Origin of the sequence: Pseudomonas cichorii (genome assembly GCF_003700275.1) — a bacterium.
GTDB classification, from domain to species: Bacteria; Pseudomonadota; Gammaproteobacteria; order Pseudomonadales; family Pseudomonadaceae; genus Aquipseudomonas; species Aquipseudomonas cichorii_B.
In genome coordinates this window covers 59282-78141 of record NZ_RBRE01000069.1, presented here as the reverse complement: position 1 = coordinate 78141, position 18860 = coordinate 59282, and the positions used below count along the sequence as shown (strand labels likewise).

Below are 18860 nucleotides of genomic sequence, written 5' to 3'. Positions count from 1 at the left end.
TGACTTGCAAATGATAATGATTATTATTGCATCAGCTGGTCGCGAGACTGGCGGATAACCCAGGAGTCTTAGGTCGACTTCCGGATTATCTCCTCATCAGGCTAATCACGGTTTTTGACCCGGCTTTTTCGCCGGGTCTTTTTTTTGGTTTCTTGCTGCTTCAGGCTAATGAAGTCTTTGTGTCTCTCAATGGCGCGGATCATAGCAAAACAATATCGGGCAAGGTCATAAGTTTTCACTTCTGCCTCTATTAAAAATAGTAATTGCTGTCACTTTTCACTTGAGAATGATTCTCGTATTCACTAGTCTGGTTAGCAGGTTCTGTACGAAATCAGTCACGGATGACGCCCTCACCGGCCAAGGAAGACATACATGGAAGATCAGCGAGCGATACATCATGAGTAGCCAGCTCTCTCCTCTGTTGCATTTGCCCACCCGGCAGCCCGAGGCTGCCGTAGCTCCCCACGCTGTCGAACTGAGTCGCAGCCTGAACAGGCTTTCGCGCCGCCGCCGGCAGATATTCCTGCTCAGCCGCCTCGATGGCGCCTCTTACGCTGAAATTGCAGCGTTTCTGGAAGTCGATCTCGACAAGGTGGAACGCGCCATGTTCCGGGTGTTGCAGCATGCCTACAAGCATGACGGCAGCCCTGCCGACTTTCCCGGCGACCTGGCTCAGGAACAGGCCAACCGCTGGTATGTGCACCTGCAAAGCCCGGCGACCACTGCCAGCCAGCGGATCGAGTTTCGGCACTGGCTGGATGCCGATCCGGCTCACCTTGCCGCTTTCCAGACCAGCGAACGTCTGTGGCGCCGTCTGCAAGCCCCGGCGTCCCTGCTGGGCAGTTCGGGCTGGCATCGTCGCAAACGCCGTACTTATCTGGGCTGGTGCCTGTTCACGGCTTTCGTCTGCGGACTGGTGATGACTGCCGAAGCGTTTTCCTGAGTATTTGCCCGGCGGCCAATCGTCATCCAGGCTGTCGATGGGTGTAAAGTACGGGCATTGCCTACACAGGAATCCACCGTGCCCCTCACCATCAGCAGCGACTTCGACAGCGGCAACATCAAGGTCATCGATGCCAGCAATCCGGCCCGCATCGAACTGGCAATTGCTCCTGACACAAAAAGCGGCCACTTCCAGTGGTTTCATTTCAAGGTCGAAGGCCTGAACGTCGGTCAGACCTGTGGTTTCAGCCTGAACAATGCCAGCGAATCCACGTTCAATCGGGCCTGGAGCGGCTATAACGCGGTCGCTTCCTACGATCACCAGAACTGGTTCCGCGTCCCTTCCAGCTTCGATGGCAAGGCCCTCAATTTCAGCCTGTCGCCCAGCGAGTCGCAAGTCTGGTTCGCTTACTTCGAGCCCTATAGCCGCGAGCGCCATGACTGGCTGATCGGTCAGGCACTGGCAAAAGCCGGTGCGCAATTGCTGGCGACCGGCAAGAGCGTCGAAGGCCGGGACATTCAACTGTTGCGCATGGGTAATGGCGATGAAGCAAAGCGCAGGATCTGGATGATTGCCCAGCAGCATCCCGGCGAACACATGGCCGAATGGTTCATGGAGGGCCTGATCGAACGCTTGCAGGAACAGCACGACCCGCTGCTCCGCCAATTGCTGGACATTGCGGATCTGTATCTGGTGCCAAACGTGAATCCTGACGGTGCGTTTCATGGTCACCTGCGCACCAATGCCCAGGGCAACGACCTGAACCGCGCATGGCAGGACAGCACCTCGGAGAAAAGCCCGGAAGTCTTTTTCATCCGCCAGCAGATGGACAAGTACGGCGTGGACATGTTTATCGACGTCCACGGCGATGAAGAGATTCCTTATGTGTTCACCGCCGCCTGTGAGGGCAATCCGGGCTATACATCGCAGCAACAGCAACTGGAAGAGCATTTCCGTCGCCGCCTGTGCGAAATCACCGTCGACTTCCAGACCCGCCATGGCTACCCGCGCAGCGCACCCGGCCAGGCCAATATGGCGCTGGCCTGCAACAGTGTTGGCGAACGCTTCAAATGCCTGGCGCTGACTCTGGAGATGCCGTTCAAGGACAACGACAATGCCCCCGACGCCCACACCGGCTGGTCAGGCAAGCGCTCCATGCAACTGGCCCGGGACGTACTGACCGTTACTGCCGAGATGGCGCCGATTCTGCGCTGAGCCGGTCTGCGCAAACATGCCCGCGCCTGTCGGGCATGTTTGTTTCAGGGTTGCGTATCCAGCATGCGCCGACTGGCCGATCTGCGAGCCATCAAACCCGCCAATGCCAGCAACGCCAGGACGATCACCGCTGAACCGTAGATATTGCTGGTGACGATCAGGCCAAGGGTTCGCGCGGAAAAACCGGCTATCAGCGCCGGAATACAGAAGGCCAGATAGCTGAGCACCAGAAACGCCGACATCAGCCCCGCTCGCTCATGCGCATGGGCCAACGGCATCAGCATGCGCAGCGAACCGAGAAAGCCTGATCCGAAACCGACACCCGCCACCACTGCGCCCATGAAAAACAGCCACAACAGACCGCTGTTGATGGCCGCCAGAATCACCGCGACGCCCATCGGCAGAAAGCTTGCACCGACCCACAGTCCCAACACCGGCTCGCGCTGGCGCAGGTTGAGGATTGCCAGCGCGCCACTGATGGTCAGTGCGGCGACCGCCAGCCCGCCATTGAGTGGCGAAGTCGCGCCAGTGGCGGCGGCCAGCAATGACGGGCTCAGCGACAGAAAGAAACCGCCCAGGGCCCAGGCCGCGATGTCCACCGGCAAGACCAGCAACAGCATACGCCGGGCCTGCGGCGGAACATGCAAGGACGGTCGCAGGGATTGCCAGACACCGGGCTGTGGACTGACGGTTTCGGCCGTGCGCCATACATAAATCGCCTGCGCAACGAATGCGGCCAGCAACACGCAATACGTCAGCAACAGCGGCTGCGGCGCAAACCGGACCAGCAAGGCCGTCCCCAGAGCGCCGACAGCCATGCCAAACATCGGCGAGATGCTGTTGACCAGCGGTCCCTGCTTCTGGTCGCTGTCCAATAACGCTGCTCCCAGCGCACTGGCCGCAATACCGGTGGCCAGGCCTTGCAGCATGCGAGCCAGCAGCAGCCATGTCACATCGCTGGCCAGAATGAAGAGCATCATCGAAAAAATCTGCAGCAGCAGCGCACTGAAAATCACTGGCCGGCGTCCCAGATAATCCGAGAGCGAACCCATGACCAGAAGCGCAAGCAACAGGCTGAAGGCGTAGACGGCAAAGATCAGGGTCAGCATGCCCGAGGAGAATCCCCAGGCGTCCTGATACAGATGATAAAGCGGTGTCGGAGCACTGGATCCGGCAAAGAAACACAAGGTCGTAAAAGCCAGGAACCCGAGATGGCTACGCTCTCGCTCAGCACCCTGCGGGTTCTTTAAAGAAAGGGACATGGCTACACTCTCCAATCACACAAACCATTAAAGCAAAAAATTAGCTTTACCGAGTGTGCTACTGCATGCCGCTTAAAGCAAATACTTTGTGTTAAGGTCCGCCTCATGGCTATTAAAGAAGCAGTACGCACAGGGGGCCGCAGCGCCCGGGTGCAGGAATCCATTCATCGCGCAATCCGCGAGCTGTTGCTGGAGCATGAGCGCTCGGCACTCAGCGTGCCGATGATCGCCGTACGCGCGGGCGTGACGCCTTCGACCATTTATCGACGCTGGGGCGACCTCACCAGCTTGCTGGCGGACGCCGCCGTGGAACGCCTGCGGCCGGACGAACCGGTGGATCGTGGCAGCCTGCGCGAGGACCTGCTGAGTTGGAGCGAAATGTATCTGGAAGACATGTCGTCAGCCCCCGGTCGGGAAATGATGCGTGACGTGATTGCCAGCACGACCGGTTGCACCGGCAAATGTGCAGCGATTGTCCGTGAGCAGTTGCAGACGATCATTGATCGCGCCCTGGAGCGGGGCGAAAGCAGCCCCTCGGCCGACGAACTGATCGATATCATCGTCGCGCCCATGATTTATCGGATCCTGTACTCCGAAGCACCACCGCCCCTTGCGTTGGTACACAAGTGGGTGGATCGCAGCCTGGGCTGAACGGGCCCATGCTGTTCCCGACAACAGCCGCTATCATGCGCCTCTTTTCGATCACTGGCCGAGCCCACTCATGCACTCCCTCGCAGATCTTCGCGCTGGCAAACTGTCGGGCATCACACGACTGGACCTGTCCTGCGGTCTTACCGGGTTTCCCAGGGAAATCTTCGATCTGGCCGATTCGCTGCAAGTGCTCAATCTCAGCGGCAATGCCCTTGATCGCCTGCCCGACGATCTGGGCCGACTCAAGCACCTGCAAGTGTTGTTCGCCTCCGACAACCAGTTCACCGAACTGCCGGAATGCATTGGCCAGTGCCAGCAATTGCGGATCGTCGGCTTCAAGGCCAACAGGATCAACCATGTCCCGGCCGCTGCGCTGCCGCCTCGGTTGCGCTGGCTGATCCTTACCGACAACCGGATCGAGTCGCTGCCAGAAGAACTGGGCCAGCGTCCTGACCTGCAAAAGCTGATGCTCGCCGGCAATCGCCTGCGCAGCCTGCCGGCCAGTCTTGCCGCCTGTCACCAGCTGGAATTGATCCGCATTGCCGCCAACCGGCTTGAGGAGTTGCCTGACTGGCTGTTGCGTCTGCCGGCCCTGGCCTGGCTGGCTTACGCCGGTAATCCGCTGTGCCCGCCACGCGAAGAGCAAACGATACGGCAGATCCCATGGACGCAACTGAGCATCGAGCAGCGCCTGGGTGAAGGCGCTTCCGGCATCATTCAGCAGGGTTCATGGCACAGCGAAACGGGCAGCCAGACGGTTGCCATCAAACTCTATAAAGGCGATGTCACCAGCGATGGATCGCCGCTCAATGAAATGGCGGCCTGTATCGCTGCGGGCAAACACCCGAACCTGATCGAGATAACAGGACAGATCAGCGAACACCCGCAAGGGAAACTGGGGCTGGTCATGCAACTGATTGCGCCGGACTTCAGCAATCTTGCCGGGCCGCCCAGCCTGGAATCCTGCTCCCGGGATATCTACCCGGAGCAGACACGCTTCTCGCCAGGCACCCTGTTGCATCTGGCCCGCTCGGTGGCCTCGGTCACCGCGCATCTGCATGCCTGCGGGATTACCCATGGCGATCTTTACGGCCACAACATCCTGTTGCGCGGCAATGGCGACAGCCTGCTGGGCGATTTCGGCGCAGCCTCGTTCCATCCTTCGCCTCAGCAAGGCGTGGCGCTGGAGCGCATCGAGACACGGGCTTTCGGGATTCTGCTGGGAGAGTTGCTGGAACGTTGCGAGGCAGCGCCGCACGAGCGGCCACTGATGGAGCACTTGCGGGCTCTGCAAGAGCGATGCATACAGGCCGAGGTCGGGCAGAGGCCGGCAATGCAGGATGTCGTGGAACAACTGCAGACGCAGGATGCCTGAGCATCCCGCGCTTGCGCGTCATCAGCCGGCCAGGCCTACATAGACGTTCTGCACGTCGTCATGGCTGTCGATCGCTTCCAGGAACGCTTCGACTTCGGCCATCTGCTCTTCGCTCAAACCGTCGACGGTGCTCTTCGGGCGATAGCCCAGTTGCGCCGACTGCACGGTAAAGCCGAATTCCGGCAGCTTCTTGCAGACCGCATCCATGTCGGTTGGCTCGGTCAGGAACAGGGTCGCGCCCTCTTCACCGGCCTCACAATCCTGAGCACCAGCTTCGATGGCCGCTTCATCGGGATCGGCATCAGGTGAAGTCGGAACGGCTTCGATCATGCCTTGATAGAGGAAATCCCAGGACACCGAACCGGCGGCACCCAACTGGCCCTTGCGAAACAGCACGCGGATTTCAGAAACGGTGCGGTTGATGTTGTCGGTCAGGCATTCGACGATGACCGGCACCCGGTGCGGAGCAAAACCTTCGTAGGTCAGGCGCTCGAATGTCACGCTTTCGCCCAGCAGGCCTGCGCCCTTCTTGATTGCACGCTCCAGGGTTTCACGCGGCATGGAGGCTTTTTTCGCCTGCTCGACCACCAGGCGCAGACGCGAGTTCATATCCGGATCGGCACCTGCGCGCGCAGCGATCATGATTTCCTTGGACAGCTTGCCAAAAACCCGCCCCTTGGCGTTGGCTGCCGCTTCTTTATGCTTGACCTTCCACTGTGCGCCCATGTGTGCTCTCTTGATCCGATTGCGCCTTGCCGCCTGGCTTGCCAGGCAAGCAGGCCGCAGGAATGGCAAAGCGCTGAAAAAATGGTTACCGATAATGACGCGCCTGTGACGCCGCGCGCATTTTATACCCGATAGCGCCAGATGAAACCCCTGATGCGGAATTCCGTACCGGCAACTACCTGAATCACACCTTGCCTTGTAGTCCTTTTCTGAAAAAACCTGCAACGATGCCCTTGAGGCTTTGCATTTCGTACCCTTCCCACCCTGAATGCCATGGTGAGAGAGCCCGCGAATGTGCGAAGACCCGCAAATGCCAATATTTCTGGAGATTGCCGACTGCCAGATGGATCTGCATGTCATCAGCTTTACCGGCCTGGACGCCCTGAACGAAGTCTATCGTTTCGACATAGATCTTATCTGCAGCGACCCGCATCTGGATTTTGCACAACTGCTCGGGCGCGACGCATTTCTGGGTTTCGGACCAGAGCGCCAAGGCGTACATGGCCGGATCGAGTATGCCAGCCAGCCATACGCTGGCACTTGCCTGAGTCATTACCGGGTCAGCCTGATGCCACGCCTGCAGATCCTCGCCCAACGCCAGCAACGTCGCGCCCATCACGATCTCAGCGTCCTGCAACTGATTGCCCGGCTTCTTGAAGAGCACGGTATCGAAGAAGATGCCTACCGTTTTGATACCATCGGCCTGTATCCGCCCCGCGCCTTGTGCATGCAGTACGATGAAAGCGATCTGCACCTGCTGCAGCGCCTGTGCGAAGAGGAAGGCATTCACTTTCGCTTCGAGCACAGCCTTGACGCTCATCTGCTGGTGTTTTCCGACGACCCGGCCAGCTTTCCCGAACAGCACCAGCCGATGCACTTCTGGACAGATGACACCAGCGGCTCTGTACAACCGGCAATCACCCATCTGGCCGAACATCTGTCGATTTTCCCCGGTTACAGCAGCCACACCCTGTTTCGGGATGGCTCGACCACTTTCTGCGGGCCGCCTCAACTCGACAACAGTACCGATAACGCAATCAACCAGCCTTTCGAGGAGTCCATCGCCTCACGCCCGAAAAACCACGAAGAAGCCTTCCAGCGCCAGCGCAGCGCCCGCAGGCTGGAACGCCTGCGTTGCGAGCGACGACATATCGAGGGATGCAGCGGACAGCCGGAACTGCGCAGCGGCCGGGTCATGCAGGTACTCGATCATCCCGAACCGGCACTCAATGATCACTGGCTGCTGACCGAAGTGGAGCATACCGGCATGCAGCGTCACCTCATGGAGGGTTGCGATCCCCACGATATTGCCGCCATCCTCAACACCTCGGCAGACACTGACAGATTCGATGACGGTTATCGCAATACTTTCCGCGTCATTGCCTGGGCCATGCCGTTTCGGCCGCCGCTCAAGCGCAACCGGCCGGTGGTCAGCGGTTTTTACACGGCGACCTTGATGGATGCGGCACCCGTAGATGAGCAAGGCCGCCTTGCGGTCCGCTTTGACTGGCAGACCCTTGCCCAGCCTGCTTCCGACATGCGCCGCTGGCCGCTGGCGCGTCTTGCCCGGAGCGACGAGTCGGGCCTGGATGACCTGCAGGCCGGAGCCAGGATACTGATTCGCAACCTGAACAATGACCCTGACCGCCCGGTGATCTGCAGCCTGCTGCCGGGCAGCGAAATCAATGCCACGCCACGCCTGCAACTCGACGGAGCGCCGCTGGACCCGGACGCCGAGAGCATTCGCCTGGGCAGTGGCCAACACTTGCATATCGATACCCGTCAGGACCTGACGCTGCATGGCGAACAGGGAGCGCTGCTGATCGACCCCCAGGGTATTTCAATCACCGGTCCGCGCAGCATGAAAGCGTCGCCGCCCGAATCCGCGGATGCCGTTGCACAAACGCTCACCGACCTGCGCCTGACGCAAATGCCGGGCTTGCAGGGCGCGCCGCTGGCACAGTGCGCCTGGTACATCGTGCGCATGCCAAGGCCTGGACTGGAATATCTGGCCCACATCGAACCCGATGACTTCCTGTTTGAGGGCAAGACCGATGAATGGGGCTATCTGGGGTTGAGCCAGGAGCAATTGCAGCAACTGGCAGTGCACTACAACAAAACGCCACACGCCTTGTGCCTGATCCATCCTGGCCAGTGCATCAGGCTGCAGGATTACCTGCAGCAGAACTGGAGCGAAGCACAGCGCAAGGCGTTCATGCTCAGCGGCCTTTGAAACCGGCCGGACGCTTTTCGATGAAAGCCTGCATGCCTTCCTTCTGGTCCTCGCTGGCAAAGGCGGCATGAAACACCCGTCGCTCAAAGCGGACACCTTCGGACAGGCTGACTTCAAATGCCCGGTTGACGCTTTCCTTGACCATCATTGCCACCGGAAGGGATTTATCGGCAATGACTGCAGCGACCGCCAGGGCCTCGTCAAGCAGTTGCTCGGTCGGCACGATCCGCGAGACGAGACCGGCGCTCTCGGCTTCACGAGCATCCATCAGGCGCCCGGTCAGGCACATTTCCATGGCCTTGGCCTTGCCCACGGCATGGGTCAGGCGCTGGGTTCCGCCCATCCCCGGCAGCACGCCAAGGTTGATTTCCGGCTGCCCGAACCTGGCATTTTCCGCAGCCAGAATGAAATCGCACATCAACGCCAGCTCACAACCCCCACCCAGGGCAAACCCCGCTACGGCGGCAATGATCGGCTTGCGGCGGGCCGCAATCCGGTCGCTCTGGACAAACAGGTCGTCGAGATAGATCTGCGGGTAGCTCAGCCCGGCCATTTCCTTGATATCCGCACCGGCAGCAAATGCCTTGCTGGAGCCGGTGAGGACAATGCAGCCGATCTCCCGATTACGCTCCAGATCGTCCAGCACGTGATTCAGTTCATCGATCAGTCGAGCATTCAGGGCGTTCAAGGCCTGGGGTCGGTTGAGGGTAATCAGCCCGACCTTTCCTCTAATCTCTGTCAACAATGTTTCATAATTCATTGATATATAACCTTTTTATTAATGAGCGAACCGATTCGCGAGAAGCGTTCGCGAATGAATTCGCTCTTACTCTGTTACATCAATTCCACAGCCATCGCTGTCGCCTCGCCACCACCGATGCAAATCGCCGCGACCCCACGTTTCAGTTGCTTACGGCGCAAGGCCGCCAGCAAGGTAACAATGATTCGCGCCCCCGATGCGCCCACCGGATGCCCCAGCGCACAGGCTCCGCCGCTGATATTGACCTTGTCATGGTGCAGTTCAAGGCGACTCATGGCTACCAGTGGCACCACGGCAAAAGCCTCGTTGATTTCAAACAGGTCCACATCGTCCACCGACCAGCCGGTCTTGCTCAGCAGGCGGTTGATCGCCCCTATCGGCGCCGTGGGGAACAGCCCTGGCACGTCGGCAAAGGCGGCATGGGCATGGATTTTCGCCAGCGGGCTCAGGCCGCGACGGCGGGCTTCGGAATGACGCATCAACAGCAGTGCCGCAGCGCCGTCGGAGATCGAGCTGGAGTTGGCCGCGGTAACGGTCCCGCCTTCACAGAAGGCCGGTTTCAGAAGTGGAATCTTTTCCAGGCGCGCCTTGGGCGGCTGCTCGTCGTGACTGATCTGGCGCTGTTCCTTGCCCATCGTTACCTGCAGCGGCACGATTTCGGTATCGAAGTGGCCTTCGGCAATGGCCTCCTGGGCACGACTCAGAGATGCCATGGCAAAGGCGTCCTGCGCCTCACGGCTAAAGCCGTTCGACTCGGCGCAATCCTCGGCATAGGTGCCCATCAGCCGACCCGGCTCGTAAGCGTCTTCAAGGCCGTCGAAAAACATATGATCGAGCACCCGGCCATGCCCCATCCGGTAGCCACTGCGGGCGCGGTCCAGCAAGTAAGGCGCATTGGACATGCTTTCCATGCCGCCCGCGACGACCACGCTGACACTGCCGCCAAGCAGTAGGTCATGGGCCATGATCGCAGTCTGCATGCCGGAGCCACACATTTTGTTGACCGTTGTGCACAGGGTCGAAGCGCTCAGCCCGGCACCCAGAGCAGCTTGACGGGCCGGTGCCTGGCCGAGCCCGGCAGGCAGTACGCAGCCGAACAGGACTTCTTCGACATCCTGCGCATCGATGCCCGCACGCTCGACAGCGCCACGAATGGCCGCCGAGCCCAGTTGCGGCGCCGTGAGGCTCCTCAAGTCGCCCTGAAAACCGCCCATGGGCGTGCGGGCGGCGCTGACGATGACGACAGGGTCGTGAGGTAGTGCTGAATTCTCGGTAGACATGGCAGATTTCCAGAATGCTGTTGTTATTGGAATAGCAGAAATCATCGACTTGTGGGGATTTCGGGGCAACGCCCGACTCCGGCGAATCTCTGGCAGAGCATGCGGTCTGAAACTGTATTGCCAACACAGCCTTGCCTGGAGAGGTCCCGGATGCTCTTACGCACACTGCGCAGCCTGCTCGCCAGCCTGCTGATTCTGACCTTGAGCGCCTGCGCCCTGTTCACGCCTCGCGATCCGCTCAATATCAATGTAGTCGGCATCGAGCCTTTGCCTGGTCAAGGGCTGGAAATGCGCATGGCGGTCAAGCTGCGCCTGCAAAACCCCAATGAAACCGCCATCGACTACAGCGGCGTGGCGCTGGACCTGGAGGTCAATGGCAAGCTGCTGGCCTCCGGTGTCAGCGATCAGCAAGGCAGCATCGGACGCTTTTCCGAAGCCGTATTGGTCGTGCCGGTAAGCATTTCGGCCTTTTCGGCGCTGCGCCAGGCCGTCGGACTGAGCCAGACCCAGGGCCTGGACAACCTGCCCTACACCTTGAGCGGCAAACTGGCGGGTGGCGTGTTCGGCACCATGCGCTTCAGGGACAGCGGCACCCTGAGCTTGCCTCAGGCCACCACTGGCGACTGGTAGGGTTCACTCCCTGATGAAACGCACGCCTGGCTTCGGCCGCTCATCCACTACCAGCTCGAAGACATCCGGGCGCGCATAGTGGCCGACCACATCGAAGTCATAACGCGCCCTGACCAGCTCATCGACATCGATCTGCGCCACCAGCAAGCCGGTTTCACCAACCAGCGGACCGGCCAGTACATCGCCCATCGGCCCGACAATCACGCTGCCACCATTGATCAACGGTCGCTCGGCTGGCCAGTTGGCCACCTCGATGCCCAGGGTTTGTGGTGAAGCCTGCACCTGACAGGCACTGATCACGAACATCCGCCCTTCATGGGCAATATGCCGCATCGAGGACTGCCAGATTTCCCGCTCGTCCACGGTCGGCGCACACCAGATCTGCACACCCTTGGCATACATTGCAGTGCGCAACAGCGGCATATGGTTTTCCCAACATACAGCGGTCCCCAGGCGCCCGGCCCGGCTCTGGATTACCGGTAGCGTCGAGCCGTCACCCTTGCCCCAGATCAGCCGCTCCGTACCGGTCGGCATCAGCTTGCGATGTTTGGCAACCAGCCCGCCTTCAGGCTCGAAAAACAGCACTGTGCAATACAGGCTGCTAGCGCAGCGCTCAATCACGCCGAGCACCAGGCTCGCCCCGGTGCGGGCCGACAGTTGCGCCAGTATCCGGGTTTCATCGCCCGGCACATCGATGGCGTTGTCGAAGTAACGGGCAAAGGCTTCACGTCCTTGCGGCAGGCGATAACCCAGTTGGGTGCCAAAGGTCTCGCCCTTGGGATAACCGCCCAGCAGCGCTTCGGGCATCACCACGACACTGGCGCCAGACTCGATGATGGCCTGCTCGTAGGAAAGAATCTGCTCCAGGGTGTCTGACTTGCCACCCGGCAGTGAGCCGATCTGCAAGGCTGCAACGATGGTTCTGGACATGATGGGGCTCCGCTGGCTAGTGAGGTTGCCAATTCTCGGCTGACCACCCAACATTGATAAAGCCCATCTCGCTGCTTAATGATATGAACAAAATGAATATCAGCACTCTCGATCTCAATCTGCTCAAGGTCTTTGAAGCCCTGCACGATGAATCCAGCGCCAGCCGCGCAGCGTTGCGCCTGGGTGTTACCCAATCGGCGATCAGCGCAGCCTTGAAACGTTTGCGGGAGGTGTATGGCGACCAGCTATTCGTCCGTACTGGCCGAGGCCTGGCGCCGACCTTGCGGGCCGATCAGCTCAAGCCGGTGGTCACCGATGCGCTGAATAAATGTCGCCAGAGCCTGGCCATGATTGCGCCTGCGCCCGGTCACTACGAAGGACGCTCGGTGGTGATCGGCCTGTCGGATGACTTTGAGATGGCACTGGCCAGGCGTCTAATGGCCGTAGTCAGGGAACAGGCTCCAGGATTACGGCTGATATTCCGCCAGACCCATAGCCAGATCGTCGCCACGGCGCTGCTGGAGCGTACGCTTGACCTGGCAATTGCCTCGGGCGGTTTCGCCAATCGCTTGCTGACGCGGCGGGTATTAGGCGAAGGCGATTATTCGTGCCTGGTCGATCCGGCAAGCCTGAAGCCCGGCCAGACGACGTTGAGCATCGAGGAATTCATCCAGCGCGAACACATTCTGATTTCCTCCGGCGGGCTGATCGGCATGGTCGACGAAGGGCTGGCCAGCCTGGGGCTGAGCCGCCAGGTCTGCGCATCGACCACGCATTTCGCGGCCTTGCCCTACTTGCTCAGCGGCACTCAGGCACTGTCGACGATCCCCACTCACGCGGCGCAGGCCATTGCGCGATTGACCCGGCTGGCACTTCTGCCTTGCCCGCTGGGCATGCCGCGCTATCCGATCGAGCTTGGCTGGCGTACCGGCGCCCTGCCCGACCCGGCGGTCGAGAGCGTGCGCGAAGCGATCATCGGGCTATTCTGAGTTTACTTGGCAGCGGCTACCAGGCGATTCAGCTCACTGCGCACCATGTTGGCGTATTCGGGCGGGCTCATGGTGTCCAGTTCGGCGCGAACCCATTCCGACCATTTTCCCTTGCGCTTGGACTTTTCACCAATCAGACGGGCCGCTTCGCCCTTGGCCTTGCCCAGGTTGCTCTGCCAAAGCTCAAACAGGCGGGACTTTTCATCTTCAATGGCTGCACGTTCAGGGAGCGACCGATTGGCCAGATTGAAACTCATATCGTTCACCTACTACCTACGACTAAAACGGCTGCATCTTACACCCCTCGGGTGAAAACTACCGCTGGCTTCGTTGAAAGCCGTGAAATGAAACAGTTTCACGTGTGAACAAGCAATTGCAACTTTCCGCAACACCCAGGACTCCATTGAGTGTTACTGCCATCAACTGAAAGGAAAACATCATGGCTCGTAGAAACGCTGCGCAAAATACTGCCGATCAAATCAAGGATCAGGCATTCAGCGACTTGCAGGCTCTGATCGAAGAATCAGACAAACTGCTCAAGGACAGCGCTGTACTGGTCGGCGAAGAAGCCGAAACCCTGCGCGCGCAATTGAGCCTGAAGCTCAAGCAGGCACTGGATTCGGTATCCAGCGTGCGTGATCGCACCAAGCCTGTGGTCGAAGCGACTGAAACCTACATCGGTGGGCATCCGTGGCAGACAGTGGCCATTTCTGCCGGCTTCGGCCTGGTGGTGGGATTGTTGCTGGGACGTCGCTGACAGAAGCTGGCGCGGTCAGTCATCACTGGCCGCGCTGACCACGTGACAGGTTACTGATTGCGCTCGATCACCACGGGCGCCGCCAGTCGATGAGACTTGGCAACCTTGGCCAACAGACCGGTTCGCTGCTCTTCTGCCAGCTCGGGACTCGCGAACGGGCCGATCAGCAATTGCTGCTTGCCATCGATGTTGGTCACCACCGGCGCATAGCCACGCTCCAGCAACCATGCACTGATATCGCTGACTGCTTCTCTGGAGTTCATTTGAATGAACCACTGCGGCGTGGACACTTGCGGAGCCTGAACGACAGGTTCAGCCTTTTCGCGAGCGGGTGGTCGCGAACTGCCTGCATCGCAGCCAGCCAGCGCCAGTACTGCCATAATCATTACCGTCTTGCGCACGTAAGTCTGCTCCTTGTCTGAAGTGGCGCGAGTCTAGCATCACTGCCTTGGGCTTTGAGTCGCTGTGGCGAGTTGACGCAGGCCGCCTGGAGCGTCATGAAAGCCCCGTTCACCGCTACAGGGCTGACTGGGCATGAGGCGCAACGCCCCACAGGATCATGTAATGAAATGTTTCTCCGGCACTGTGGAAAACCATCACGCTGTTACAAACTAATGGCGCAATGATATGGGAACGACCACCTATGCCTGCGGTCAATGCTTCATCCTCGATGTTTAAACAGAAAAGCATGCCGTAACGCCATTAACGAGGTATCTTCGCGTCCTCATTTTTTCAACCCGGCAAACTCTGTATCAACGGCGTCCATGACCACTGTGCATTCCATGAAACCTCTGTCGGACCTGATTATCTGCGAGCACTGCGACTCGCTATATGAAGCCCAGCCCCTGAAAGCAGGCGAATCGGCGCATTGCCTGCGCTGTCGTGCGCTGCTGGGCCGTGGTCATCGCCTGACCATCGAGCAGTTGCTGGCCCTGACCGTAGCCGCAGCACTGCTGTTTATGTTCGCCAACTTCTTTCCGGTCATCAGTATCAGCATGAAAGGCCTGACCAACGAGGTGACGCTCTGGCAATCGGTGGAAGCCCTGGCCCAGGGGCGTATCACACTGATTGCGCTGGTGGCCGGCCTGTCGATCATCTTTGCTCCGCTATTGCAGATAGCGCTGTTGTTCTGGGTGCTGCTGCACGCTCACAACGGCATCATCGCTCCAGGCTTCAAGGCCTGCATGCGCGCGCTGGAGCATTTGCGGCCGTGGAGCATGCTGGAGGTCTGCATGCTCGGGATTCTGGTTGCCATTATCAAGCTCTCGGGCATGCTCGATGTTCATCCGGGGCTCGGCTTGTGGGCCATGGCCATGCTGATGGTGCTGATCCTGCTGATCGCCAACAAGGATATCCGCCGCCTGTGGGATGAACTGGGAGTCCAGCCAGGATGAATGGCATTCCTTTCGCCCATGAGCAGCGCCTGTGCCTTTGCCATACCTGCGGCTATGCCTGCCCGGAAGATGTCCATCAATGCCCGCGCTGCGACTCGCCCGTGCATCGGCGCAAGCCCAACAGCATCGCGCGGACCTGGGCATTCCTGATCGCCGGCCTGATCTTCTATATCCCGGCCAATGTGCTGCCGGTGATGTACACCACCATGCTGGGCAACAGCAGCCAGAACACCATCATGAGTGGTGTGGTGGAGTTCTTCAAAGGTGGCTCATGGGACATCGCCCTGCTGATTTTCATCGCCAGCGTGGTCGTGCCATGCGTGAAATTCCTGGTGCTGGCCATGCTCCTGATCACCTGTCAGCGGCGCAGTCGCTGGGCCATGCTGGAGCGGGCCCGTCTTTATCGCTTCATCGAGCTGATCGGCTATTGGTCGATGCTCGATGTCCTGGTTGTTGCCCTGGTGGCCTCACTGGTGCAGTTCCGTGAACTGAGCACCATCGAGCCCATGATCGGCATTCTGTTTTTTGGTCTGGTAGTGGTGATGACGATGTTCGCCGCCATGAGTTTCGATCCCCGGCTTATCTGGGATGCAGAGGTTGAAGATGTCTGAGAATACCGTCCCGCCTTCGCCGGCGCTTCGTCCTGAAGTCAAACGCCGTCGCATGCGTGTTTCACTGATCTGGCTGGTGCCGATCGTGGCCGGCCTGATCGGCTTGTCCATGGCCTTCCATGACTGGATGAACGTGGGACCGCGCGTCACAGTAAGCTTTCAGACGGCTGAAGGCCTGGAAGCCAACAAGACCCAGGTCAAGTACAAGAACGTGGTGATCGGCATGGTCACGGCCATCACCCTGAGCGAAGACCGTACTCATGTGCTGGCGACCGTCGAACTCAACAACACTGCGACGCCGTTCACCCGGATAGACAGCCAGTTCTGGGTCGTGCGACCACGCATCGGTGCCCATGGCGTATCGGGTGTCGACACATTGCTGTCGGGCGCCTTCATTGGCGCCGACGCGGGCAATTCGCAGGAAACCAAGAACAACTTCACCGGCCTCGAGACCCCGCCGCCGGTGACCTTCGGCGAAAAAGGCAAGCGCTTCACCCTGCACACCGACGATCTGGGTTCGCTGGATATCGGCTCGCCGGTCTACTACCGGCGCATCCAGGTTGGCCAGGTAGTGGCTTATGAACTGTCCAAGGATGGCAAGGGTGTCGATATCCAGATCTTCATCAGTTCGCCCAACGATCAGTACATCACCACCGACACCCGTTTCTGGAATGCCAGCGGCGTGGACGTGACCGTCGGCACCGCAGGCCTGAAGATCAACACCCAGTCGCTGACTTCGATTCTTTCCGGCGGCATCGCCTTTCGTGAACCGAACTGGAGCCCGGAATCCAAGCCGGCCGATGAGAACGCCGAATTCAAGATCTTCGACGACCAGGCCACCGCGCTGGCCCCGCCCGACGGCGAGCCGCGCTACATCCGCATGCGCTTCAACCAGTCCCTGCGCGGGCTGGCAGTCAACTCGCCGGTGGACTTCCTGGGCGTGAACATTGGCAAGGTGGTTTCGGTGGACCTGGATTACGACCCTGTAACCAAGTCCTTCCCCAGCATCGTTGGCGCGGTCATCTATCCCAATCGCCTGGGTGCGGCCGAATCCAAGCTGCGCCAGCTGGGCGGCCGCGGAGACGAAGAAGAGCAATCGGCGCGCATCCTCAATGCCTTCGTCAATAACGGGCTGCGGGCCCAGGCGCGCACCGGCAACCTGCTGACCGGCCAGTTGTACATTGCGATGGAGTTCGATCCCAAGGCGCCGAAGGCGACATTCAATCCCAAGGCCAGGCCCCTGGAAATCCCGACCGTTCCTGGCAACTTCGACAAACTGCAGGAACAGTTGCAGGCATTCGTCGACAAACTCAGCAAAGTGCCGATCGACGAGCTGGCCAACAACCTCAATGGCAACCTGACTGAACTGCAGAAAACCCTGAAGCTGGTCAACGGCAGCGTATTGCCGCAAATGCGCGGCACTCTGAAACAGGCCGAAAAAACCCTGAGCAGTGCCAACGATACCCTGGGCGAAGACTCTCCGGGCCGTCAGCAACTGAGCCAGGCCATGGATGAAGTGCAACGCACTGCCCGCTCGGTCCGTGTCTTGACCGACTTCCTCAGCCGCCATCCGGAAGCGCTGATTCGGGGCCGATCCGGTGATGCCGCTCCGGGTTCCTATAAAGCCTCGTCTTCGTCCCGTGCAATCGATATGGAGCCAAAAGAATGACCCTGCGCCTGAAATTGATGGTATTGGCTGCGGCACTGGGCCTCAGTGCCTGTTCATCGACACCGACCCGTTACTACACGCTGATCGCGCCCATGGACTCGCACACGGCTGCCAGCGCCCAGCCTGCGCCGTTCCAGTTCGAGATGCTGCCGGTGCTGATGCCTGTGCAGGTAGACCAGCCGCCTCTGGTGGTGCGTCAGGGCGATGGCAGTCTGGCGATTCTGGATACCGAACGCTGGGGCTCGCCACTCGGTGACGAGTTTCACGATGCGCTGACCGCCCAACTGGAGCGCCGCTTCGGTAGCCGTGACATGGCAGGCCTGCCAAAAGACAGCAGCCAGCCCGTGCTGTCGTTGCGCACCGATGTCCGGCGCTTCGAGTCGGTTCCCGGCAATTACGCCCTGATCGATGTGGTCTGGAGCCTGAGCCTGCGCAACAGCAATGCCAATACCGGCAGCAAGCGGCTCAACCTGACGTGCAGCAGCGTGATTCGCGAACAGGCCGCACTCGGCATAGAAAACCTGATTCTGGCTCACCAGCAGGCAGTCGCGAAACTGGCGCAGGACATTGCCAGAACCGCGCAGGACTGGACGCAAAATCCTGCTTCACGCTGTCGCTGAAAACTGACCTGAAGGCCCCGTAACAGGGGCCTTTTTTATTGCCTCGGGCTTATTGCTTACACGGAAACAAGGAGAACTCTCACAGAGAATTCGTACAATTAAGTACAAAACGGAACAAAAAAAGTATCAAAAAGTTCCACTAGGCCATTACACTCACGTCCAGATGCTGCCTGTCTTGGCAATTATCCCGCTTGAAAACTGTAGCTATCTGACTGTAGTCAACATTTCGTTATTCATGCGTCGTGCTGGATATGCTCGTACGATTCTTTGTTTCTTCGCAATTCTGCCGTGAGCCTTGGGCAGACAATGATTTGAGGACCAACGAATGCCAGGCATTGGCCCCCGCCTTAAACGAGAGCGAATACGTCTCAAACTTTCACAAAGCGCCTTAGGCTCGATTGGAGGCGTCGAAACCAACGCTCAGGGCAATTATGAAAACGGAATACGTTCACCCCGGGCGGATTATCTTTCCCGTATTTCGAACGCCGGCATCGATGTAACCTATGTCGTCACGGGTTTCAGCCTGGAGCGGCCGGTTCCGCCCCTGGAAATCCATGACAATAGTGAACGCCTGGGTCGTGTGATAACCCGGCTGCACAAGAATCTGCACGAAGTCGCGCAGAATATTTACCACATGTCCCGCTTGCTCGAGACTCACGAGGATGAGGCTTTGCTCAAATCGCAACTGGACAACATCAAGGAAGAAGCAGAAACCATCACTCTCGCCACGGTGCGCTTGATCTACCTGAGTTCAAAATTGAGCTGATCGCTGCGCAAGTCCCGATTCCAGTAAAGCGGCATTCACTGAACGGAAC

At 59.3% G+C, this 18860-nt stretch carries 20 protein-coding genes; 13 read left to right on the top strand and 7 right to left on the bottom strand.

Annotated elements, in window-relative coordinates; translation table 11 throughout:
- The first annotated feature begins 397 nt into the window (after nucleotides 1–397).
- The gene (locus tag ALQ04_RS18945; RefSeq protein WP_122317279.1) at nucleotides 398–943 is read left to right on the top strand and encodes a DUF4880 domain-containing protein; all 546 of its coding nucleotides are present in this window, start codon (nucleotides 398–400) and stop codon (nucleotides 941–943) included.
- A gap of 78 nt (nucleotides 944–1021) precedes the next feature.
- Nucleotides 1022–2158 carry a M14-type cytosolic carboxypeptidase gene (locus tag ALQ04_RS18940; protein WP_122317278.1) on the top strand — a complete coding sequence of 379 codons (1137 nt, stop codon included), beginning with the start codon at nucleotides 1022–1024 and terminating at the stop codon, nucleotides 2156–2158.
- A 44-nt stretch (nucleotides 2159–2202) separates the two neighbouring features.
- Here the strand turns inward: ALQ04_RS18940 and ALQ04_RS18935 are convergent, their stop codons facing one another.
- Nucleotides 2203–3420: an MFS transporter gene (locus ALQ04_RS18935; RefSeq protein WP_122317277.1), complete on the bottom strand. Its 1218-nt coding sequence runs from the start codon at nucleotides 3418–3420 to the stop codon at nucleotides 2203–2205.
- Nucleotides 3421–3525: 105 nt separating this feature from the next.
- Here ALQ04_RS18935 and ALQ04_RS18930 point away from each other — a divergent pair, with 105 nt between their 5' ends.
- Nucleotides 3526–4071: a TetR/AcrR family transcriptional regulator gene (locus tag ALQ04_RS18930; RefSeq protein ID WP_122317276.1), complete on the top strand. Its 546-nt coding sequence runs from the start codon at nucleotides 3526–3528 to the stop codon at nucleotides 4069–4071.
- 70 nt (nucleotides 4072–4141) lie between these two features.
- On the top strand, nucleotides 4142–5446 hold the full coding sequence (locus ALQ04_RS18925; protein ID WP_122317275.1) for a leucine-rich repeat-containing protein kinase family protein: 1305 nt from the start codon (nucleotides 4142–4144) through the stop codon (nucleotides 5444–5446).
- 21 nt (nucleotides 5447–5467) lie between these two features.
- Here the strand turns inward: ALQ04_RS18925 and ALQ04_RS18920 are convergent, their stop codons facing one another.
- The gene (locus ALQ04_RS18920; protein ID WP_122317274.1) at nucleotides 5468–6172 is read right to left on the bottom strand and encodes a YebC/PmpR family DNA-binding transcriptional regulator; all 705 of its coding nucleotides are present in this window, start codon (nucleotides 6170–6172) and stop codon (nucleotides 5468–5470) included.
- Nucleotides 6173–6482: 310 nt separating this feature from the next.
- Here ALQ04_RS18920 and ALQ04_RS18915 point away from each other — a divergent pair, with 310 nt between their 5' ends.
- Nucleotides 6483–8405: a type VI secretion system Vgr family protein gene (locus tag ALQ04_RS18915; RefSeq protein WP_259645049.1), complete on the top strand. Its 1923-nt coding sequence runs from the start codon at nucleotides 6483–6485 to the stop codon at nucleotides 8403–8405.
- On the opposite strand, the gene ALQ04_RS18910 is transcribed toward ALQ04_RS18915, so the two are convergent.
- The gene (locus ALQ04_RS18910) at nucleotides 8392–9165 is read right to left on the bottom strand and encodes an enoyl-CoA hydratase (RefSeq protein WP_122317272.1); all 774 of its coding nucleotides are present in this window, start codon (nucleotides 9163–9165) and stop codon (nucleotides 8392–8394) included. The two genes, ALQ04_RS18915 and ALQ04_RS18910, sit on opposite strands and share 14 nt — an antisense overlap.
- Nucleotides 9166–9239: 74 nt before the next feature.
- Nucleotides 9240–10445 (bottom strand): acetyl-CoA C-acyltransferase, encoded by a 1206-nt coding sequence (locus tag ALQ04_RS18905; RefSeq protein ID WP_122317271.1) that lies wholly within the window; start codon nucleotides 10443–10445, stop codon nucleotides 9240–9242.
- A gap of 150 nt (nucleotides 10446–10595) precedes the next feature.
- On the opposite strand from ALQ04_RS18905, the gene ALQ04_RS18900 reads away from it, so the two are divergent.
- The gene (locus ALQ04_RS18900; RefSeq protein ID WP_122317270.1) at nucleotides 10596–11075 is read left to right on the top strand and encodes an LEA type 2 family protein; all 480 of its coding nucleotides are present in this window, start codon (nucleotides 10596–10598) and stop codon (nucleotides 11073–11075) included.
- 3 nt (nucleotides 11076–11078) lie between these two features.
- On the opposite strand, the gene ALQ04_RS18895 is transcribed toward ALQ04_RS18900, so the two are convergent.
- Entirely contained in the window at nucleotides 11079–12005 is a 927-nt protein-coding gene (locus tag ALQ04_RS18895; protein WP_122317269.1) for a carbon-nitrogen hydrolase family protein, read from the bottom strand.
- An 83-nt stretch (nucleotides 12006–12088) separates the two neighbouring features.
- On the opposite strand from ALQ04_RS18895, the gene ALQ04_RS18890 reads away from it, so the two are divergent.
- The gene (locus tag ALQ04_RS18890; protein WP_122317268.1) at nucleotides 12089–12994 is read left to right on the top strand and encodes a LysR family transcriptional regulator; all 906 of its coding nucleotides are present in this window, start codon (nucleotides 12089–12091) and stop codon (nucleotides 12992–12994) included.
- A 2-nt stretch (nucleotides 12995–12996) separates the two neighbouring features.
- Here the strand turns inward: ALQ04_RS18890 and ALQ04_RS18885 are convergent, their stop codons facing one another.
- On the bottom strand, nucleotides 12997–13251 hold the full coding sequence (locus ALQ04_RS18885) for a hypothetical protein (RefSeq protein WP_122317267.1): 255 nt from the start codon (nucleotides 13249–13251) through the stop codon (nucleotides 12997–12999).
- Nucleotides 13252–13433: 182 nt separating this feature from the next.
- Between ALQ04_RS18885 and ALQ04_RS18880 the strand changes: the two genes are divergently transcribed.
- Complete coding sequence (locus ALQ04_RS18880; RefSeq protein WP_122317266.1) at nucleotides 13434–13751, top strand: YqjD family protein; 318 nt, start codon at nucleotides 13434–13436, stop codon at nucleotides 13749–13751.
- Nucleotides 13752–13801: 50 nt separating this feature from the next.
- On the opposite strand, the gene ALQ04_RS18875 is transcribed toward ALQ04_RS18880, so the two are convergent.
- The gene (locus ALQ04_RS18875; RefSeq protein ID WP_122317265.1) at nucleotides 13802–14152 is read right to left on the bottom strand and encodes an SPOR domain-containing protein; all 351 of its coding nucleotides are present in this window, start codon (nucleotides 14150–14152) and stop codon (nucleotides 13802–13804) included.
- Between the two features lie 381 nt (nucleotides 14153–14533).
- Between ALQ04_RS18875 and ALQ04_RS18870 the strand changes: the two genes are divergently transcribed.
- The 5 genes from ALQ04_RS18870 to ALQ04_RS18850 all read left to right on the top strand — a co-directional run bounded on the left by ALQ04_RS18870 (nucleotide 14534) and on the right by ALQ04_RS18850 (nucleotide 18811).
- On the top strand, nucleotides 14534–15145 hold the full coding sequence (locus tag ALQ04_RS18870; protein ID WP_409077276.1) for a paraquat-inducible protein A: 612 nt from the start codon (nucleotides 14534–14536) through the stop codon (nucleotides 15143–15145).
- On the top strand, nucleotides 15142–15756 hold the full coding sequence (locus tag ALQ04_RS18865; protein ID WP_122317263.1) for a paraquat-inducible protein A: 615 nt from the start codon (nucleotides 15142–15144) through the stop codon (nucleotides 15754–15756). The genes ALQ04_RS18870 and ALQ04_RS18865 overlap by 4 nt, the downstream gene beginning before the upstream one ends.
- A complete protein-coding gene (locus ALQ04_RS18860; RefSeq protein WP_122317262.1) occupies nucleotides 15749–17425 on the top strand; it encodes an intermembrane transport protein PqiB in 1677 nt (558 codons plus the stop codon). Before ALQ04_RS18865 ends, ALQ04_RS18860 begins: the two co-directional genes overlap by 8 nt.
- The gene (locus tag ALQ04_RS18855) at nucleotides 17422–18045 is read left to right on the top strand and encodes a membrane integrity-associated transporter subunit PqiC (RefSeq protein ID WP_122317261.1); all 624 of its coding nucleotides are present in this window, start codon (nucleotides 17422–17424) and stop codon (nucleotides 18043–18045) included. The genes ALQ04_RS18860 and ALQ04_RS18855 overlap by 4 nt, the downstream gene beginning before the upstream one ends.
- A gap of 325 nt (nucleotides 18046–18370) precedes the next feature.
- Nucleotides 18371–18811, top strand: coding sequence for a helix-turn-helix domain-containing protein (locus ALQ04_RS18850; RefSeq protein WP_122317260.1), 441 nt, complete (start codon nucleotides 18371–18373; stop codon nucleotides 18809–18811).
- The last annotated feature ends 49 nt before the right edge of the window (nucleotides 18812–18860 follow it).